This window comes from Enhygromyxa salina, assembly GCF_002994635.1.
GTDB lineage: Bacteria > Myxococcota_A > Polyangia > Nannocystales > Nannocystaceae > Plesiocystis > Plesiocystis salina_B.
The window spans coordinates 1-18,754 of sequence record NZ_PVNL01000012.1 but is presented as its reverse complement, the minus strand read 5'-3'; the positions used below and the strand labels follow the sequence as shown (position 1 = coordinate 18,754).

The 18,754-nt window shown below is 70.4% G+C and carries 12 protein-coding genes and 1 riboswitch; of the genes, 9 read left to right on the top strand and 3 right to left on the bottom strand.

Annotated elements, in window-relative coordinates; genetic code table 11:
- Nucleotides 1-1,474, bottom strand: a 1,474-nt coding sequence (locus ENSA7_RS02240) for an aldehyde dehydrogenase family protein (protein ID WP_106087534.1), incomplete at its 3' end; no start/stop codon positions are given.
- Nucleotides 1,475-1,665: 191 nt separating this feature from the next.
- On the opposite strand from ENSA7_RS02240, the gene rpmB reads away from it, so the two are divergent.
- A complete protein-coding gene (rpmB, locus tag ENSA7_RS02235; protein WP_106087533.1) occupies nt 1,666-1,902 on the top strand; it encodes a 50S ribosomal protein L28 in 237 nt (78 codons plus the stop codon).
- A 205-nt stretch (nt 1,903-2,107) separates the two neighbouring features.
- Here rpmB and ENSA7_RS02230 read toward each other — a convergent pair whose 3' ends face one another.
- Nucleotides 2,108-2,995, bottom strand: a complete 888-nt coding sequence (locus ENSA7_RS02230) for a hypothetical protein (protein WP_106087532.1) — start codon at nt 2,993-2,995, stop codon at nt 2,108-2,110.
- A gap of 217 nt (nt 2,996-3,212) precedes the next feature.
- Between ENSA7_RS02230 and ENSA7_RS02225 the strand changes: the two genes are divergently transcribed.
- From ENSA7_RS02225 to ENSA7_RS02200, 6 genes are read left to right on the top strand one after another with little or no spacing between them, the layout of a single operon-like run.
- Complete coding sequence (locus ENSA7_RS02225) at nt 3,213-4,643, top strand: cation:proton antiporter (RefSeq protein ID WP_106087531.1); 1,431 nt, start codon at nt 3,213-3,215, stop codon at nt 4,641-4,643.
- 5 nt (nt 4,644-4,648) lie between these two features.
- Nucleotides 4,649-5,986 (top strand): NAD-binding protein, encoded by a 1,338-nt coding sequence (locus ENSA7_RS02220; protein WP_181232969.1) that lies wholly within the window; start codon nt 4,649-4,651, stop codon nt 5,984-5,986.
- Nucleotides 5,983-7,428: a TrkH family potassium uptake protein gene (locus ENSA7_RS02215; protein ID WP_106087529.1), complete on the top strand. Its 1,446-nt coding sequence runs from the start codon at nt 5,983-5,985 to the stop codon at nt 7,426-7,428. The genes ENSA7_RS02220 and ENSA7_RS02215 overlap by 4 nt, the downstream gene beginning before the upstream one ends.
- On the top strand, nt 7,425-11,621 hold the full coding sequence (locus tag ENSA7_RS02210; protein WP_146157237.1) for a cation:proton antiporter domain-containing protein: 4,197 nt from the start codon (nt 7,425-7,427) through the stop codon (nt 11,619-11,621). Before ENSA7_RS02215 ends, ENSA7_RS02210 begins: the two co-directional genes overlap by 4 nt.
- Nucleotides 11,622-12,515, top strand: coding sequence for a mechanosensitive ion channel domain-containing protein (locus tag ENSA7_RS02205; RefSeq protein ID WP_106087527.1), 894 nt, complete (start codon nt 11,622-11,624; stop codon nt 12,513-12,515).
- Entirely contained in the window at nt 12,512-14,326 is a 1,815-nt protein-coding gene (locus ENSA7_RS02200) for a zinc-binding metallopeptidase family protein (protein WP_146157236.1), read from the top strand. The genes ENSA7_RS02205 and ENSA7_RS02200 overlap by 4 nt, the downstream gene beginning before the upstream one ends.
- Before the next feature lies 1 nt (nt 14,327).
- Here ENSA7_RS02200 and thiC read toward each other — a convergent pair whose 3' ends face one another.
- The gene (gene thiC, locus ENSA7_RS02195) at nt 14,328-16,010 is read right to left on the bottom strand and encodes a phosphomethylpyrimidine synthase ThiC (protein WP_106087525.1); all 1,683 of its coding nucleotides are present in this window, start codon (nt 16,008-16,010) and stop codon (nt 14,328-14,330) included.
- Nucleotides 15,999-16,100: riboswitch (TPP riboswitch) on the bottom strand. Its footprint overlaps the gene before it by 12 nt.
- Before the next feature lie 97 nt (nt 16,101-16,197).
- Between thiC and ENSA7_RS02190 the strand changes: the two genes are divergently transcribed.
- Nucleotides 16,198-18,129, top strand: a complete 1,932-nt coding sequence (locus tag ENSA7_RS02190) for a hypothetical protein (RefSeq protein WP_146157235.1) — start codon at nt 16,198-16,200, stop codon at nt 18,127-18,129.
- 321 nt (nt 18,130-18,450) lie between these two features.
- Nucleotides 18,451-18,754, top strand: a 304-nt coding sequence (locus tag ENSA7_RS02185) for an RNA recognition motif domain-containing protein (protein ID WP_106087523.1), incomplete at its 3' end; no start/stop codon positions are given.

The window sequence follows — 18,754 nt, the reverse complement described above, 5'->3', positions numbered from 1 at the left end:
ACCCAGACACCATCAACGCGCACCCAGCCCCCGCCCAGCCGTTCACCGCCACCGTCCCATACCGCAACGTTGCGATCGCTTGCTCGACCGCTTCGGGCTCGGCGCTTCGGGTCTTCGGATGCACGATGAGCGAGCAGCTCAAGTTGCCCCACAGCTCGTCGTTAGCGAAGGTGACCGCCAGATCCAGGAACTTGGCCGGGTCGTCGGTCGGCACATCCACCACATTCAAGATCCCGCAAAACCCCTCGCAGGTGAGCGCCCACTCGCCGCTGGACATTGGGACATCGGTGACCATCGTCCAGGGCACGACCCCGTCGCCCTTGCGGCCAATGATCTTGTGCTGCGGGTATTTTGCGATGAATTCCCGCCAGCGCGTCTCCGTCCCCGGATAGTAGGAGATTCGCGGCGGGCTCGCGGCGATCGCCTGCTCGACCCGCATCACGAATTCATCGCGCAACGCCCAGTCCTGCGCGATCAACAGCACCTGCGGCGCCGCGCAGTTGTGCCCGGCGTTCTGGGTGAGCGCGGCAGCGAGCTGCCGGGCGTGATAGTCGAGCTCGCGCTCGGTGTAGGGCCCCGGCGTCACGATATAAGGCGAGACGCAGCCAAGCTCGGAGGTGAACGGCCGCTCGTTGATCCGCTCCCCCGAGGCCTTGCGGCGCGCTCGCTCGTCGGGATCAGCACCCCATACGATTGCATCGTGGGTCGCGTCGGAGCCGGTCACGTGGATCGTGTCGACCTCGGGGTGCTCGCACAGGTGCTTGCCCACCTCGATCCCGCCGTAGACCACCCGCACGAAGCCGGCGTCGATCAACGGCTTGAACGCGCGCTCGATGTGCGGGCCGTCGACCTCGTTGACCGGGTTCATCTTGAGCAGCACCACCTCGTCATCGACGAACAGCTTGTGCAGCATGTCGGTCGGGCCCAGGAAGATCTGGTTGCCCGCGCCCATGACCAGCGCGACCTTGCCGGACCAGGTCTCACCGCCGGCCTTGCGCCGGTAGATCCCGCCCTGCTCGGGCAGGGCCCCGGGCTCGAGCCACAGGTCGATGTTCCACCCGGTGAACAGCGCCTTGTCGAGCAGGGTCTGCGGGAACACGCGAACGATCCACTGATCGCCGTTTGGCGTGGTGCGGCGGCGCTGGGCCACGGCCGGCGGCGCGGCGTCGTGCTCGAGCGCGTGGATGAAGTACCGGACGCTGCGCGGCATCGCCAAGAATCCGGAGAGCCACTCTTGGCCCTCGGGGTTGGTGCCCGGCGCGATGCCCTTGAGCGCGCAGGAGCTCGCGACCCAGGCGTCGGCCTCGGCCTCGAGCGAGATCATCACCTCGCGCAGCAGCTTGATGCGCGCCTCGATCCCGGTGGCCACCCAGCGATCCGCGCTGGCGCGCAGCTCCGCGACCGCGGCGTCGACAGCCGCGAGCGGCGTGGGATCGAGTGGGGCAGGGCGACTCCAGGCTTGAACGGCGTTCATGGCGTATTCAGCGACTCGCAGGGTAGCGCCCGGGGGCGGTCCACGCGAGCGTGGGGACCCGGGTTTGCGCTATCCTCGCATCCCGAGCCCGGCGGAACAAGGGGACGTGCGCGCACATCCAGGGCCGCCCGCACGGGTTGACACGGCCCAGAGCATCAGCCAATGTCCGCACCCCTTCGGGAGCATCAGAGATGTCGCAAGTCTGCCAGATCACCGGGAAGAAGCCCCTCGTGGGGATGAACGTGTCGCACTCGCACATCCGCACGAAGAAGCGCTCGTTGCCCAACTTGCGCTGGAAGCGGTACTGGCTCGGCACCGAGAACCGCTGGGTTCGTCTGCGCATCAGCACCAAGGGCATGCGCATCATCGACAAGAAGGGCATCGAAGTGATCGTCGCGGAGCTCCGCTCGCGCGGTCAAAAGATCTGAGCTGGAGTCTGTTTTCAGCTCGGGCGAGGCTCCTCGCCCGCTTGCAGGCGGCATTCGTAGAGTGGCTCATCGTGGGCAGCGACCTGATCTGGTCGCAGCTCGGGCGAGGCTGGTTCACCGTAGGCAGCGACCAGATCTGTCCTGGAATTTGATCAATCCCGACCCCAAGCACGCTTGGAGTCGGGATTGTCGTGACGCGTGACCCTCAGGCGCCCGGGATCGCGCAGATGCCTACGTCCTCGAGTCCGGGCGGGGCTGTGCCTTCGTCGTAGAACGGAATGCACTCGGTGCCCGGCGTGGGACAGTTGGGGTTCGAGAGCTCGCACCAGGTCGCGCAACAGGCCCCACCCGCGCAGCTGGGCAGCGCGGCGGCGTCGAGGCACAGGTGACCGGGCAAGCAGTCGTTGATGTAGCCGCACGGCTCGTTGGTCGGGATGTCGCCCGCGGGATCGCAGTTGAACTGCGAGCCGTCCCAGAAGCAGGCCGCACCCTCTTGCGAGCAGTCTTGCAGCAGCGGGTCACACGAGTACAGGCACAGCAGCAGTGACCCGTCGTTGGAGATCGAGCAGTTGAACTGCTCCTCGCACAGCGGATCGTCGGCGCTGCCCGTGCACAGCGGCACGCAGATGCCGACGGCCTCTTCGTTGGTGTAGTAACACATGTAGCCGACGTCGCAGTCGTCGGTGCCCGGGGTCGCGCCGTCGTAGACGCAGGCGTCGCCGGTCTGCGCGGAGCCCTGGAGCGGGACGCACTTGTTGGCGTTCCAGGTGTCGCTGCCTGCGTTGTATGCGGCACACTTCTCGCCCTCGGGGCAGTCTTGGGCCCACGGGTCGCAGGTGTTGGCGCCCGGGATGTCACCCTCGGTCGGCACGAATCCGGGGTTGGTGGTGCTGCCCGGATCGCCGTCGCCGTCGCCCGAGTCTTTGCCGCTGTCGCCGGTCTCGCTGCCGCCGTCGCCGTCGCCGTCGCCAGAGCTGCTAGGCCCGGTGTTGGCCGCGGTGGTGTTGGTCTGCTCGTCCTTGGTGCAGGCCGCGAATATCAGCGCGCTGCACAGTCCGACGCTCAAAAAGGTTGTAAAATGACGCTTGCTCATGGATGTCCCCTCAGCGGTCGACCATACACCATGCGCGAATGTCGAGTGGCATCTATTGGCCTGTCAGCGGCAGTCTTGAGCCTGCGCTTTTTGCGCGATCCGCCGGCGTTTGGTGGCTTTTTTCGGTGATCGGGATCTCGAAATTGGCGGAGTCACGACAGTTTTGCATTTGCCCGTGACCTGGTCGGGTCGGCGCGGGTAAAACACCGCGGCGCCTGTGGAAGACAACACCACCCTCATTCTCGTCGCGCTGATCGTCTTTGCGTTCTTGATCAGCCGCCTCCTCCATCGCTACGCCGAGCGCGTGGCGTTGGTGTCGGGCATCGAGTACGCGGTCGTGGGCGTGTTGATCGGGCCCTTGATGCCGTGGAGCCTGATCAACGAGGACACGCTGGTGTCCCTGGATCTGCTGATCTCGCTGCTGCTCGGCCTGCTCGGGTTCATGGTCGGCCTCCACGCCCGCGAGGCGCTGCGCAGGTTCGAGCACTTCTTGGCCGGGTCGCTCGCGTCGGTGGTCGTGGCGCTGATCGTCGGGCTCACGGTGCTCGGTATGCTGCAGTGGCTCGAGCCCGCGTACCTGGAGGATCCGGTCCCGATGTTCGAGATCCCGGTGTGGACCGACGGCACCCGGCTGTACCAGCTGTGGGCGGCCGACGACGCGCTGTGGCTGGCGCTGACGCTGGGGGCGGCGGCGGCGATCGCCTCGACGACGGCGATCTCGTCGACGGCCGAGCGCTGGCAGGCGGAGGGTCCGCCCGTGGTGCTGCTGCGCGATATCGCCAGCGCGGGTCAGGTCATCGCGATCATGCTGTTCGGGATCGCGCTCGCGGGTGACCGTGCCGTCGACGCGGCCGACAACTACGGCCTGAGCCTGGTCGAGTGGTCGATGCTGATCGGCGCGGCGGGGGCGTTGACCGGGCTGCTGTTCACGATCTTCATCGGCGGCGCCGAGGACGATCTGCGCCTGTACCTGATCACGATCGGGGTGGTGATCTTCGCGGCGGGGATCGGCGCGGCGCTGGGGATCTCCCCGCTGTTCGTGAATTTGGTCGCGGGCTTGATCGTCGCGGCGACCTCGGCCCACGGTGACCGGCTGCGCAACAACCTCGACCAGCTCCGGCGGCCGGTGTCGATCTTGCTGATGGTGTTCGCGGGGATCGCCTGGCAGCCAGTGGTTGGCTGGCTGTGGCTGATCCCGGCGGCCTACCTGCTGACGCGGGTGGGGGCGCGGCTGCTGGCGACCCGCTGGGCGGTCTCGACCTTCGTGCACGGGGTCGAATTCCGGCGGGTGGGCGGAGGCCTGATCGGCCAGGGCTCGCTGGCCGCCGCGGTCGCGCTCAGCTACGCGCAGGGGCACCCGGCGTCCGGGCAGTTGGTGCTCAGCGCGGTGCTGGTCCCGATGCTGATCACGGACTTCTTCTCGGTTCGGACCTTGCGCCGGGTGCTGGCCAACGCGGGCGCGATCCGTCCGCGGGCCAAGCTCGAGCGCATGGCCGACGAGCCGCCCGAGCTCAGCGCCGACCACTCGGATCCCCCGCCGCCAGCCGCCGACGCTTCCGCCGACGCTTCCGCCGACGCTTCCGCCGACCCTTCCGCCGAACCTTCCGCCGAACCTTCCGCCGAACCTCACGAGGAGCCAGCGCATTGAGAATCGTGATCATCGGAGCCGGAGAGGTCGGCCGCCACCTCGCGCGCTCGCTGCAAGACGAGGCGGAGCTGATCCTGATCGACGCCGACTCGGCCGAGCTGGCGATCGCCGAGGAGGGTCTCGACGCCCTGACCCTGGTCGGGAACGGCACGCATCGCTCGGTCCTGCGCAAGGCCGAGGTCGAGCGCGCGGACATGTTCATCGCGGTCACCCCCGACGACTCGGTCAACCTCGTCAGCGCGGCCCTGGCCCGCTCGCTCGGGGCTGCGCGGGCGGTCGCGCGGGTCGACGATCCCAGCTTCTACGAGACCACGCGGGGGTTCGAGCTCGGGGTGCTGGGGATCGAGGCGTCGGTGTGCGCGAGCCGGCTGGTCGGCGTCGAGCTGCTGCGCAAGCTGGCGGGCGTGCGCGCGCGGCAGGTGGTCCCGTGCGCGGCCGGGTTGGTCCAGGTCGCCAGCCACGTGATCGGCGAAGACTCGCCGCTGCTGGCCCGCAGCCGCGCGCGGGCGATCACCTGGCCAGCGCAGGTCCGGGCGGTGGTCCGCGCTGGGCAGCTGCGGGCCTGCGCCGAGGTCGAGCACGCCGAGCTGGGGGACGTCGCGCTGATCGCCTGTGGCCCGCTGAAGCTGCTCGAGCTCTTGCACGAGCTGACGCCCGCGGCCGGCAGCACGCGCACGACGATCGTCGGTGGCGGTGACGTCGGCGTGCAGCTCGCGGGCCTGCTCGGTCCCCGCGAGCTGCTCGATCGCCTGATCGAGAACGATCGCTCGCGCTGCTGGGCGCTGGCCGAGCGGCTCCACGGCGTGCAGATCCTGCACGGCGACGGGACCAACATCTCGTTCTTGCGCGACGAGCAGATCGGCCGGGCCGACGCGCTGCTGGCCGTGACCGGCTCGGACGAGGCCAACCTCATGACCTCGCTGCTGGCCCGCGAGCTCGGCGTCGACCATGTGTTCGCGCTGGTCCATCGGCCCGGCTACGCGGGCGTGTACTCGCACCTGGGCGTGACCGGGACCGTCAGCCCGCACGAGACGATCGCCAACGTGATCCACAGCATGCTGCCGCGCGGGATCATCGTCGGGCGCAGCGCGCTGACCGAGCTCGCGGTCGATCTCGTCGAGCTGCGTCCGGGTCGGGCGGGCGTGCGGGTCTCGGATCTGCCGCTGCCGCCCGGGGCGGTCCCGCTGATCATCGCCGGCCGCAGCAGCCGTGAGCCCAAGCCGCGCGCGACCCTCGAGGTCGACGATGTGCTGGTCGTGGCGCTGCCCGGCGGGCGGATCCCCATGCTCGAGAAGGCCCTGCGCCGCAAGCCCCCCCAGCCGAGCTCGGGGGACAAGCCGTGACGCCGCGCGCGGTCGCCAAGCTCGCGGCGCCGCTGCTGGGGATCGTCAGCGCGACCATGCTCGCGCCGCTGACCCTGGCGATCGTCGATCAGCAGTGGCGCAGCGCGATCGCGTACCTGGTCTCGGCCGCCGGCTGCGTGCTGATCGCCCTGGCGCTGCGCCGGATCGGCCGCGCGCAGAACGAAGAGATCCATCGCAAGGACGCGATCGGCGTGGTCGTGCTGATCTGGACGGTCATGGGGGTGTTTGGCGGGCTGCCCTTCATGATCGAGGGCGCGCTGCTGGATCCGGCGGCGGCGCTGTTCGAGGCGGTCTCGGGCTTCACCACGACCGGCGCGACGGTCATGGCCGACATCGAGGGGCTCTCGCGCGCGACCAACCTGTGGCGCTGCGAGATGCACTGGATCGGCGGCATGGGCATCGTGGTCCTGTTCGTCGCCGTGTTCCCGCAGCTTGGGGTCGGCGCCAAGCAGCTGTTTCGCAACGAGGTCCCGGGCCCGACCAGCGAGGGGCTGCGCCCGCGGATCAAGCAGACCGCGGTCGCGCTGTGGTGGATCTACGGCGGGCTCACGGTCCTGTGCGCGGTCCTGCTGATCGTCGCGGGCATGCCGATCTTCGACGCGATCTGCCACGCGATGTCGACCCTGGGAACCGGCGGCTACTCGAATCGGGCCGCGAGTATCGGCGCCTACCACAACTACGGGATCGATCTGATCACGGGGGTCTTCATGCTGATCGCCGGGCTCAACTTCGGGTTGTTCTACGCGTGCGCGCGCGGGCGCTGGAAGACCCTGTTTCAAGATCCCGAGGCCCGGTTCTACCTGGGCCTGAACCTGGTCGTGACCCTGGTGGTCGCGTGGTGCATCCTGCCGATGCACACCTCGATCCTCGAGTCGCTGCGGTTCGCCGGCTTTCAGACCCTGGCGGTCACGACCACGACCGGGTTCATGACCGAGGACTTCGACGCCTACCCGAACGTCGCCCGCTATCTCCTGTTCCTGTGCATGTTCGTGGGCGGCTGCGCGGGGTCGACGGCCGGCGGCATCAAGGTCGTCCGGGTGCTGTTGCTGTTCAAGGTTGCGACCCGAGAGCTGCGCTCGCTGGCCGCGCCCAACGTGGTCGCCACGGTCAAGCTCGGACGGACCGCGATCCCGCCCGCGGTGATCTCGGGCGTGCTGGTGTTCGTGGTCACGTACATGCTGATCTTCGTCGCCACTTCGCTGTTGCTGGTCGCGCTGGATCTCGAGCTGATGACGGCGATGAGCGCGACGGTCGCGTGCCTGTCCTCGGTCGGGCCGGGCCTCGACGCGGTCGGACCGGTCCAGAACTTCGCGGTCGTGCCCGCGGTCGGCAAGCTCGCGCTGTGCTTTTGCATGATCGCGGGCAGGCTCGAGCTGTTCGTGCTGCTCAGCGTGTTCTCGCGGGAGCTGTGGCGACGATGAAGCGGTTGTTCGTGATCGCGGCGCTGCTGCTCATGATGGTCGGGCTTCGCCTGCTCGGCACCGAGGGATCGGGCGGCGCGGATCCCCTGACCCTGGCGGCGATCGGCTTCGTGGTCCTGGCCGCGTTCGCGGTCGCCGAGCTGTTCGCCAAGGCCGGGATCCCCAAGATCACCGGGTACATCCTGTCCGGCATCGTGCTCGGCCCCTACGTCGGCAAGGTGCTGTCGTTCGAGGTCGTCGAGCAGATGGGCATGTTCAAGACCCTGGCGGTCGGGCTGATCGCCCTGACGGCCGGCCTGGAGCTCGAGGCCAAGGCGCTGCTCAAGCTCGCGCGGACCCTGGTCGCGACGGTCGGCGCCAAGCTGATGATCACCGCGCCCCTGGTCGGGGCCGCGTTGGTGGCGGTCGAGCTCGGCTTCGGCGTGCTGGGGCTCGACGGCAGCACGGCCGCGATCGCGGTCGGGCTGGTGTTCGCGGCCCTGTCGCTGGGCACCTCGCCCTCGATCTCGCTGGCGGTGGTCGCGGAGTCGGGCGCCAAGGGCCGGCTGTCGGAGCTGGTCCTGGGCGCCGCGGTGCTCAAGGACCTGGTCGTGGTCGTGGTCCTGGCGATCTGCGTGGCGATCGCCCAGGCGCTAATGGGCGGCGGGAGCGTGGGCGTGGACGTGCTGATCCACGTGGGCGCGGAGCTCGGGCGCTCGGTCCTGGCGGGCGCGCTGATCGGCGCCGGGCTGATCGCGTACATGCGCTGGGTCAAGGCCGAGATGCTGCTGTTCGTGGCCGCGATCGTGCTGGTCGGGGCCGAGATGGCCCACGCGTTTCACCTCGAGCTGCTGCTGATCTTCATCGTCGCCGGGTTCACGGTCCGCAACTTCTCGGAGTACGGCCACGACCTGCACAAGCCGCTCGAGATGGTCTCGCTCCCGGTGTTCGTGGTGTTCTTCACCACCGCGGGCGCCGACATCGACGTCAACGCGACGTGGCGGGTCCTGCCGCTGGCGGCGGTGTTGGTCCTGGTCCGGGCTGGCGGGTTTTGGCTGTCGGCGCGGATCGGCAACAAGATCGGCAACGAGGGGCCGGCGGTCGCGACCAACGCCTGGTACTCGTACCTGCCGCTGGCCGGGGTCACGCTCGGGCTCGTGGATCTCGCGGCCGGCAAGCTCGAGCCGCAGGGTCTCCAGGGGCCGATCTTCGCGCTCGGCATGGCCGTCGTGGCGATCAACTTGCTGGCCGGGCCGGTGCTGCTGCGGGTCGGGCTTCAGCGGGCGGGCGAGCTGCCGGACTCGGGCGAGGCCGGGTCATCGCCCTCCGCTGAGTCGGACCCGGGTGAGGTCGAGGGCGAGTCGCCAACCGGCTCGCGCAGTCGGCCCCGCGCCGGGCCACTCGTCGCGCTCGATCCCCTGAGCGACGACCTGCGTGGGCGGCTCACGCAGCTGCGCGAGCTGGTCGCCAGCGAGCTCGAGCGCGGGGTCGGGGCGGTGATCGGGCCCTGGGTCGCGCTGCGGCGGCGGGCACTCGCGCACCTCGAGGCGGACTCGGTCGCCCAGATCGCCGCGCTGGCCGAGAGCCCTCCGCGCAGCGACGCGACGATGCTGGCCAACGAGCTCGCGGCGCTGTTCGAGCAAGCCGCCAACCACCCGCAGCGCCTGGACGTGAGCGTTCATGTCCCGCTCGAGCCACGGTGGTTGCAGCCCGATCCGCGCGACACGCCGATGCAGCGGCTGCGTCGCGGCCTGCGTCGGGTCCGGGCCAAGCTCGGCAGTCGCCGGGCCAAGCGGCGCTCGCTGCCGATGCGCCTGATCGCCCGCGAGGCGTTCGAGCCACGCCTCGCGACCGGGATGCTCGAGCTGTTTCGGGCCAGCTGTCGGGCCGAGGCCCGGCTCGCCGACGCGCTGCGTCGCTCGCTCGAGGGCTCGCTCGGCCCGGCCGAGGTCCGCGAGACCCTCGACGAGATCCTCGACAGGTTCGAGACCGAGGCCCGGGCCAACGTCCAGAGCATGCTCGAGTCGGGGACCCGGCGCATGCACCTGCTGCTCGCGCGGATCGACTCGCCGGTGATGTCGGTCAACGAGCTGGACTTCTCCGAGGCGGCCACGGGGATCGAGCGCGAGCTCGGCACGCTGCTCGCCGAGGCCGAGCTGTGGCCGCAGGTGATCGACTCGTGCTGGCAGACCGTCGAGGTCGGCGCCCGGATCCGGCGGCTCGACGATCGGATCTCGCACGGTCTCGCGGGCGTCGCGGATCTGACCAAGGCCAGCGAGGCGGTCGACGAGGAGCTCGGCGCGTTTGGCCGGCGGTTGCGGGCGCTGCGTGAGCTGCTCGACGGCAAGGAGTCGCTCGAGGCCGAGGATCTCGACGGGCTCTCGACCCGGGCCCGCGCGCTGCTGCCCAAGCCGGGCGCCAAGCGCCTGCGGGTGGTCGAGCAGCGGCTGCGCCGGTCGAGCGACAGCAAGGTGATCCATCAGGCCCTGCGCGAGGCCGCGGCCCGCGACACCGGCGCCAAGCCGCTGGTCGGGCCCGAGATCGTCGCGCGCGCGCCCAGCCCCGCGCAGGTCCAGCCCAGCGAGATCGACGTCCGCGAGCTGATCGACGGTGAGATCGCCGGGCGAGTGCTGCCCGCGATCGAGCGCGAGCTCGAGACCGGGGCCAAGCTGATCGCCGACGCCCACCAGGCGGCCGTGGCGATCGTCGGTGACGTCGAGCTGCTGACCGAGGTCTACCGCAGCCGCGAGAGCCAGGACGCGACGATCGACAACCTGCGCGCGGGTCTCGAGCGCGCCCAGGTCAGCTGCGATCAGCTCCACGCGCAGGCCGTCGCCGCGCTGGTCGAGTCGGCGCAGGCGGTCGAGTCCGAGTTCGACGGGCTCGGCGATCGCTTGTCCGCGGCCCTGGCCGACGCGACGGGAACCGGCGATGGCACGGGCTGGGTCTCGCGGCGGACCGACATCGCGCGGCGTCAGGCGTTTCGCAAGTTCAGTCAGCTGCGCGACCGGGTCGCCGCGCGGGTCGGGGAGCGCTGGACCCAGCTGCGCGCGCGGATGTCGTCCGTGACCGCGTCGCTGACCCGCGACTACAGGCTGCGCTCGGGCTTGAGCCTGCCCTCGGCGGCGGCGATCGCCAAGCTGATCGAGGCCGACAACGCCCTGCGCGTGAGCTCGGACTACGCGGTGCTGTTCGCGGATCAACCGATCCGAGACCCGCGCTTCTTCGTCGCCAACCGCGAGATCCTGCGGGTCGTCAGCAAGGCCGAGCGCACCTGGCAGCAGCGCCGCGCGGCCAACGGGGTGCTGATCGTCGGCGGGCCCGGCAGCGGCAAGACCTCGCTGCTCAACGTCGCGACCCTCAAGCTCGCGACCCGCGACATGATGTGGATCCCCGAGACCCGCGCGGGCTTCGTCGCCGCGATCGCGAGCGAGCTGCACTGCGTGGCCACGCACGCCGGGGTCATGCGCCGGCTCCTGGATCGACCGCGGGTGATCGTCATCGATGATCTCGAGCGGCGGCTGCCGGTCGGCGGGCGCGCGGTCGATGAGCTCGAGCTGCTCACCCAGCTGATCGCCCAGACCTCGGCCTCGTGCTTTTGGATCGTCGCGGCCTCACTGGAGCTGCAGCAGCTGCTGGGCCGGCAGTGGCCGATGCGGGTCGGGTTCGCGGAGATCGTCGAACTCGACGCGCTCGACCCCGAGGTGCTCGCGTCGGTGATCCTCGCGCGCCACCGGATCAGCCACCTGGAATTGTCGTTCCCGCTGTCGCCAGCGCGGCGAGTGATCGCGCGGGTCCGCGGGCGCGAGGGCGTGGGACAGCAGCGACGCTACTTCGCTGGGCTCGCGCGCAAGGCCGGCGCCAACCTGCGCGCGGCTCTGACCGAGTGGTGTCGCGCGGGCACCGTCGCGGATCAGACCTTCGTGCTGCGACCGATCGCGGGGGGCCGGCAGCTGCCGTTTGTCCGGCAGCTCCCCAGCACCTCGCTGGCGCTGCTCGCGACCGTGCTTCGCTTTGGTCCGCTCGATCGCCCGTCGCTGGCGTTCGTGCTGCGCCGCGAGGCCCCCGAGCTCGAGCGCTGGATCCACTTCTTGCTGATCTCGGAGCTGCTCGTCGTCGACGAGCACGATCGCTTGTGCTGTCCTGGGCATGTGCGCGACGTGTTGGCCCCAGAGCTAGCGGAGCTCGCGGTGGCGCATCAGGAGGCCGGATAAATGGACAAGTCACTCGCGCTGCAAGCCCCGCTCAGTCTCGGCGCTCGGCTACTGGCCGAGTTCGACGCGCTGCTGCACATCTCGCCGCTGGGGCTGGGGATCTGGCTGGCGTTCGTGCTGGGCGTGGCGTGGGCGCTGGCCTGGGCGGGGCCGGCGATCGTTCGCATGGTCTGGCGGCTCGGCAGGGATCCGCGCCGTCGCTTGGGGTTGCTGGCCAGCGGGCTGCGGGTGCTGGGCCTGCTCGTTGGCGTGGCCGGGGTCTTGCGCCCGGTGTTCTCGCGCGCGCCCACGCTGGGGGTCGTCGCCGTGCTGATCATGATCGTGCTGGCGGGCCTGGCCACGCCCACCCAGGTCCGCAACCTGGCCAGCGGGCTCTCGCTCGCGACCCGCTCGCGGGTCCGTGAGGGTGACCTGGTCACGCTCGGCGAGCTCGAGGGCACGATCCGCGAGATCGGGCTGCTCCGCGTCGGGCTCCGCACGATCGATGGCGGCATCACCCACGTCCCGGCCGCCGAGTTCGACCGCGTCGCGGTCACGGTTGGCAGCCGTCGCGCGGCGATGCCGATCGAGGCCCAGGTGATCGCGGGCCCCGGCTTCGACGAGCTCGGGCTCGAGCGGCTGCGCCGGGCCCTGTGGATGAGCGTGTACCGGCGGGCCAACAGCGACCTGCGCCTGACCCACGATCCCCAGACCGGGCTCGTCGAGGTCCGCATGGACACCTGGGCGGCGACCACCGCGGTCGATGTCCAGCGGCACTTGCGGGTGTTGCTGTTCGAGCTGACCCGGAGCGTGACTGAAGCTGGCGAACCGACTGGCGACCGACCTGGCGAGGGATCGGGCGAGGGGTCGGGCGAGCTGTCTGGCGGGGCGGCGGGACAGGAGCTGCGGGCGTGAGCGGGTCGAGTCGGCGCGAGTTCTGTCGCGGGCTGTGGGGCCTCGCGTGCTTGGGCGTGGGCGGGTGCAAGATCGATCCGATCCTCGACATCCGCAGCGAGGACGATCCGCTGCCGCTCGCGTTTCCCGAGCTGCCCCCGCAGATCCCCGACAAGCTCGCCGACGCCGAGACCACCCTGCGCGCGCTGACCGAGCAGCTGCTCGAGGTCGAGGTGCCACGGCTGACGACCGGCGATCTGCGTGTCCGGCTCAGCGAGGATCCGGCCCCGGTCAAGCACCTCGTCGAGCTGATGCGCAGCTTTGGGCTGGGGCCGGCCGGCAAGCGTGGCGGCTGGGTGCAGCCCGTGATGTTGGACCTCGTCGAGCCGACCCGCGGCGCGAGCTTGGTCGCGCTGCGGCCGGCGTCCGAGGGCCCGGTGGTGCCGCCGCAGGATCAGCCTGCGGACGAGGTCGACGCGGCCGCGCCCGCCAGCGAGGGTGGCGACGCTGATCCGCCCAGTCAGGATCCGCCAGCGCAGGATCAGACCGTCGTGGCTGATCAGGACCCGCCGAGCGAGCCGAGCAACTCGAGCGAGCCGAGCAACTCGAGCGAAGCAGCGCCGCCCGGGCCCGACTCCGCAGGCGCCCCGCCGACTTCGAGCGATCCCCCCGAGCAATCGCCGAGCCGCGCGATCGATCTCACCGCCCTCGGCGCGTTCCGCCAGCGCGGGGCCGCCAAGCCCTATGTGGGCCTGCTCGTGCTTGGGCCGGTCATCGACTACAAGTCCCCGCTGCCCGCCGAGCGGCTCACCGGCCACGTCGCGGTGGTGCGGGCCCCCAAGGAGCTCGATCTCGCCAGCATCGACGCGCCCGCCCAGATCGACGCGATCATGTCCGCGGTGCGAGACGCTGGCGCGCTCGGCTGCCTGCTGCTGACCACTGACGAGGGCGAGCAGATCGAGCGCCTGCGCGCCAGCTGGCAGCGACAGGTCCGGCGCGCCGGGGGGGCCGAGCAGCCCATGCTGATCGAGGGGGTGCTCGCCGCGGCCGCTCGAAAGCCGATCCTGGCCGCGCTCGGCGACGACGACACCACCTGGGTCCTCGATCTCGACCTCGCGATGCGCAGCTACGAGCTCGAGGCCAACAACGTGCTCGGGCGGGTGACGGGCCGCGATCGACCCGACGAGGCCGTGGTCTTGACCTGCCACTGGGACACCCCGGAGCCGGAGCTGCGCGAGCTCCATAACCTGCGCTTGCTCGCGACCCTCGGCGCGTTCTTTCAGCTGGCCGAGTGGAGCCGCCGCAGCACGCCGCCGCCCTACTCGATGGTGTTGGTGCTGAGCGTGGACGCTGGCCTGGCCGCGGGGCAGTCCGTGCACGCCGCGTGGTCAGCCAACTTTGGGGCCCAGACCACCGCGCTGCTGGCCCTCGATCGCCCGACGATCGAGCCGCTGCCTGCGGTCGCGCTCTCGGGCCACTACGACGCGTCGATCGTCGAGCGCGCGAGCCGGGTGGTCGCCGCCGACGGGCGCGAGCTCGTGCTCGACGACCAGCTGTCGATGCCCTCGCTCGCGCCGTACCTGCGCTATCCGGGGTTGGTCATGACGATCGGGGCGCCGACGCCCGAGCAGCTCGAGGGCCTCGAGCTGCCGCCCCCGAGCGACGCAGCTGACGAAGCCGACCCAGCCGACGAAACAGGCGAGGCCGGCGAGGCCGAGACGGGCGAGGCGGACCCGGGCGAGGACCCGCCCGAGGACCGCTTCGAAGGGCTGCAGGCCGACATTCGCCTGCTTCGCAACATGATGCTGGCGCTCGCCGCTGGCGGCCGCTGAGCTACTCGGCCGCGCCCGGCTCGCGGTACAGCTCGCTGCCGCCCTCACGGAACTCCGCGGCCTTGTCTTCCATGCCCTGCACGATCTGATCGAGCTCGCCAGACGCGTCCATGTCACGGACGTCCTGGGTCAGCTTCATCGAGCAAAAGTGCGGCCCGCACATCGAACAAAAGTGCGCGGTCTTGGCCGGCTCGGCGGGCAGGGTCTGGTCGTGGAAGTCCTTGGCGGTCTCGGGGTCGAGCGACAGGTTGAACTGATCGCTCCAGCGGAACTCGAAGCGGGCCTTGCTCAGGGCGTCGTCGCGGGTCTGCGCGCCGGGGTGGCCCTTGGCCAGATCAGCCGCGTGCGCGGCGATCTTGTAGGCGATCACGCCGGCCTTGACGTCCTCGCGGTCGGGCAGCCCGAGGTGCTCCTTGGGCGTCACGTAGCACAGCATCGCGCAGCCGTGGGTGCCGATGATCGCCGCGCCGATCGCCGAGGTGATGTGGTCGTAGCCCGGCGCGATGTCGGTCGTCAGCGGCCCCAGCGTGTAGAACGGCGCCTCGTGGCAGTGGTGCAGCTGCTCGGTCATGTTCGCTTCGATCTTGTCGATCGGCACGTGGCCGGGCCCCTCGATCATGACCTGCACGTCGTGCTTCCAGGCGATCTTGGTCAGCTCGCCGAGCGTGTGGAGCTCGGCGAACTGGGCCTCGTCGTTGGCGTCGGCGATCGACCCCGGACGCAGCCCGTCACCCAGCGAGAAGCTGACGTCGTAGCGCTTCATCAGCTCGCAGATCCGCTCGAAGTGGGTGTAGAGAAAGTTCTCCTTGTGGTGGGCCAGGCACCACTTGGCCATGATCGAGCCGCCGCGCGAGACGATGCCGGTCACCCGCTTGGCGGTCATCGGCACGTAGCGCAGCAGCACCCCGGCGTGGATCGTGAAGTAGTCGACGCCCTGCTCGGCCTGCTCCTCGAGGGTCTGCATGAACACGTCGATGTTCAGATCCTCGGCCTTGCCCTTGACCTTCTCGAGCGCCTGATAGATCGGCACCGTCCCGATCGGCACCGGGGCGTTGCGGACGATCCACTCGCGGGTCTCGTGGATCTGCTTGCCGGTCGACAGATCCATGACCGTGTCGGCGCCCCAGCGGGTCGACCACTGCAGCTTCTCGACCTCCTCTTCGATCGAGGACGAGACCGCCGAGTTGCCGATGTTGGCGTTGATCTTGACCAGGAACTTGCGGCCGATGATCATCGGCTCGAGCTCGGTGTGCTTGATGTTGGCCGGGATGATCGCGCGGCCCCGGGCGATCTCGCTGCGGACGAACTCGGGCTCGACGTTCTCCCGGATCGCGCAAAACCGCATCTCTTCGGTGATGATGCCCTTGCGGGCGAAGTGCATCTGCGACCAGTTGCCGGCCTGCTCGGCCTGCTCGCGGCGCGCTTCGATCCACGCCGCGCGGCGCTTGGGCAGGCCCTGGCGCGGGTCGTGACCCTGGGGCCCGGTCGTGTCGTAGACCGTGATTGGATCGTTGCCGCCGTCGAGATCGATCCGTCGCATCGGGACCTCGAGCTCGCTGACCGTGACCTTCGCGGAGTTCGGGAAGCTCTGGTCGAGCGGGGGGATCGTTCGCAGCGGGGTGACGTCCTCGCTGGCGATCTGAAGGCGGGAGCTGGTGTTGGGTGTATTTGGGGTGTCTGGCATACGCTTTCCTCCGCCGGTACGAACCGGATCAGGTTCTAGGGGACTGTCTCAGGCAGCTCGCTCGCACGAGCGCCACCCCCAGCGTTCGGGGGCAGCGTACACGAACGACGGACGGGTAGGGCGGCGTGAGGGCCGCCGTGGCGGTGGCTGAGATCGCAGGCGAACGAACGTGGGCTATCGTGACGCCGTGCGCCGTGCGTCCAGCCTGGCTCTGACTCTCGCTGCGAGCGCGCTGCTGCTGGCGTCGCCAAGCTGCCAGCGCCAGCGCGACGAGAAGCCTCGGTCACAGCAGGCCAGCCCGAGCGTCCGCGAGGAGGTCGCGGCCGGAACCGAGGCCGACATCGCCCCGGTCGAGGCGGCTGGCTACGCGCGCACGCTCGTCGAGCAGCTCGACCTGGTCGGGGCCGACGCCGATGGCTACCTGGTGATCCGTGATCTGCGACCGCTGATCGCCCAGGCCCGGCGCGTCGAGCAGGTCATGGCGGGGCCGCTGGCCCGGGCGATCCCGGCCCTGGCGCAGCTCGGTGGTGGCACCGGTCAGGCCCGCCTCGAACAGCTCGAGCGCGCCCGCGAGCTGCTCGCGCTGGTCCTCGCCGGGCTCGAGGGATCGGGTGTGGCGCTCGACCAGGGCCTGGTCGTGAGCATCGGTCGAGATCAGCCGGTGGTCGCGTTCGCGGCCGCGGACCTCGATCGCCTCGCCGCGCTCGCCAGCCTCGCCGACCCCAGCTTCGACTTCGCACGCAGCTGCGCGACGGTCAGCGAGCGCCCGGGCTGGGTCGCGTGCAGCCTGGGCGGGCCCGAGCCGCTCGGCCGCTACGTGCCGGCCAAGCAGGGGCAGGCGCTCGCGGATCGGCTCGGCGATCGCATGGGCGCTGCCACGCTCGAGTCCGTCAACGTGGCGCTGTCGCTGGTCTCGGGCCAGTCCCCGATCGACGCGACGCTGCGGACCGACCCCGGGCTGTGGGAGCTGACGGTCCCGTTGCCGGACAGCGGCGGCGGCGGTGGTCAGGCGGGCGATGGCACGCAGGCGCAGCTTCTGCACACCGGGCCGGCTCCCGCGCTGCGGGCGTTGGTGCCGGGCACCTCGTTCATGTGGGCCCGCGTCGACCCGGCTGTGCTCGCGGAGGACGGCGGTCCGCTCGGCCCGGTCGGGCCCGACCTGCTCACAGGCGATCTCACTGGCGAGCTGTGGCTCGGCGCGGTCGATGATCCCAACGGCATGGTCGCGCAGGCGGGCATTCGCAGCGCGAGCGCGGCCACGACCGGGGTCTCGGCGCTCGCGCAGATGCTGCCCACGACCGCGCTCGAGCTCGACGAGCTCCCGGGTCTGCGCCTCGAGCTCGACCGCGCGTCGATCGATCTCGACGGCGAGCGGGTCCCCTCGATCGGCGTGAACGTGAGCGGCGACCCGGCGCAGGCGTGGGCGCAGACCCTCGGTGTGGATCCTCGCGCGCGGGTGTGGGCCCACGGCGACCACCTGAGCGTCGCGGTCGGTGAGGTCCAGGCGATCCCGGCCGCGCTCGCCCGACTCGACGGCACCGGTCCGTCCGCCGCGGCGCTGGCCGGGCTGCCGCCCACGCTGGCCCACGCCCTGCTCGCTGGCGAGGCCGCCCTGGTCATGCACGTGGTCCTGGATCACTGGCAGGCGCCCCCGAGTCAGGCCGAGCTGCAGGCCTTGCTCGCTGGCCTCCCGGACGCCAGCCGGCCCTCGTCCGCGGCGATCACCGCGTTGTTCCAAGCGCTCGCGCCGTGGTCGACGGTCGATCTGTGGATCAGTCGCGGACCGGCGACGGGTCAGCGATCGAGCTGGCTCGCGCACCTGTCCGTCGTCCCGTTCGCGGCCGCTGGCGCGGGCGTCGACCCAGCCGAGGTCGCGGCCGCGAGCGAGGTGCTCGAGCAGGTGCTCGCGGGATCCGACGCCGAGGCCGGCTACCGCAGCCTGCTCTCGCGCTTCGTCGGCTCGCCGCGGGCGTCGAGCTACCGGGCCCGGGTCGGTGACGCGCCGGGTCACCACGCGGCGATCGGGATGGTGGAGCTGGGTGTCGTCGCGGCCGTGGCGATCCCGGCCATGAGCGCCTACCTGAGCCGAGCCAACGACACCGAGGGGGGCTCGGAGTGACGGGTCCGGACTGACCCGAAGGTCCTGTCCCGTCACACAATCATGTGAGTCATGCGACGGTCCCAGGTGGCCTGGCGCGGGCCCAGCACCAGTGCGACTCGCGCCATCGCATCGTCAGGGCACGCCCAACCTCACTCCAGGGGTTTTCGACATCCGGCGATCGGGCCGGCAGATCGCCCGCTCGTTCGCGCCCACGCCGGTTTTCGTCGTTGACACGCCAGCGCGAGGGTGCCAAGAACTCACACCCGCTTCCGTGCGCTCCGCCAGTCACGTCCGGTTGCGCGAAGTGATCCGTTCCGACTGGCGTCGCGAGAGAAACACATGTCGAAGAAGCTTTTTGTGGGCAGCCTCAGCTGGGACACCGATGACGCCGCGCTACGAGCTGCATTTGAGCAGTTTGGGCCGGTCGAGGACGCCAAAGTCATCAATGACCGAGACACCGGTCGCAGCCGAGGCTTCGGCTTCGTGACGTTTGGCAGCGATGCAGACGCCACGAAGGCGATGGAAGAGATGAACGGCGCCGTCCTCGATGGCCGCACGCTCAACGTCAACGAAGCCAAGGAGCGCGAGCGGTTCTTGCGAGAGGCCCAGTCCGCCGCGAGGCTGCGCAGCGCCAACGTGGTGT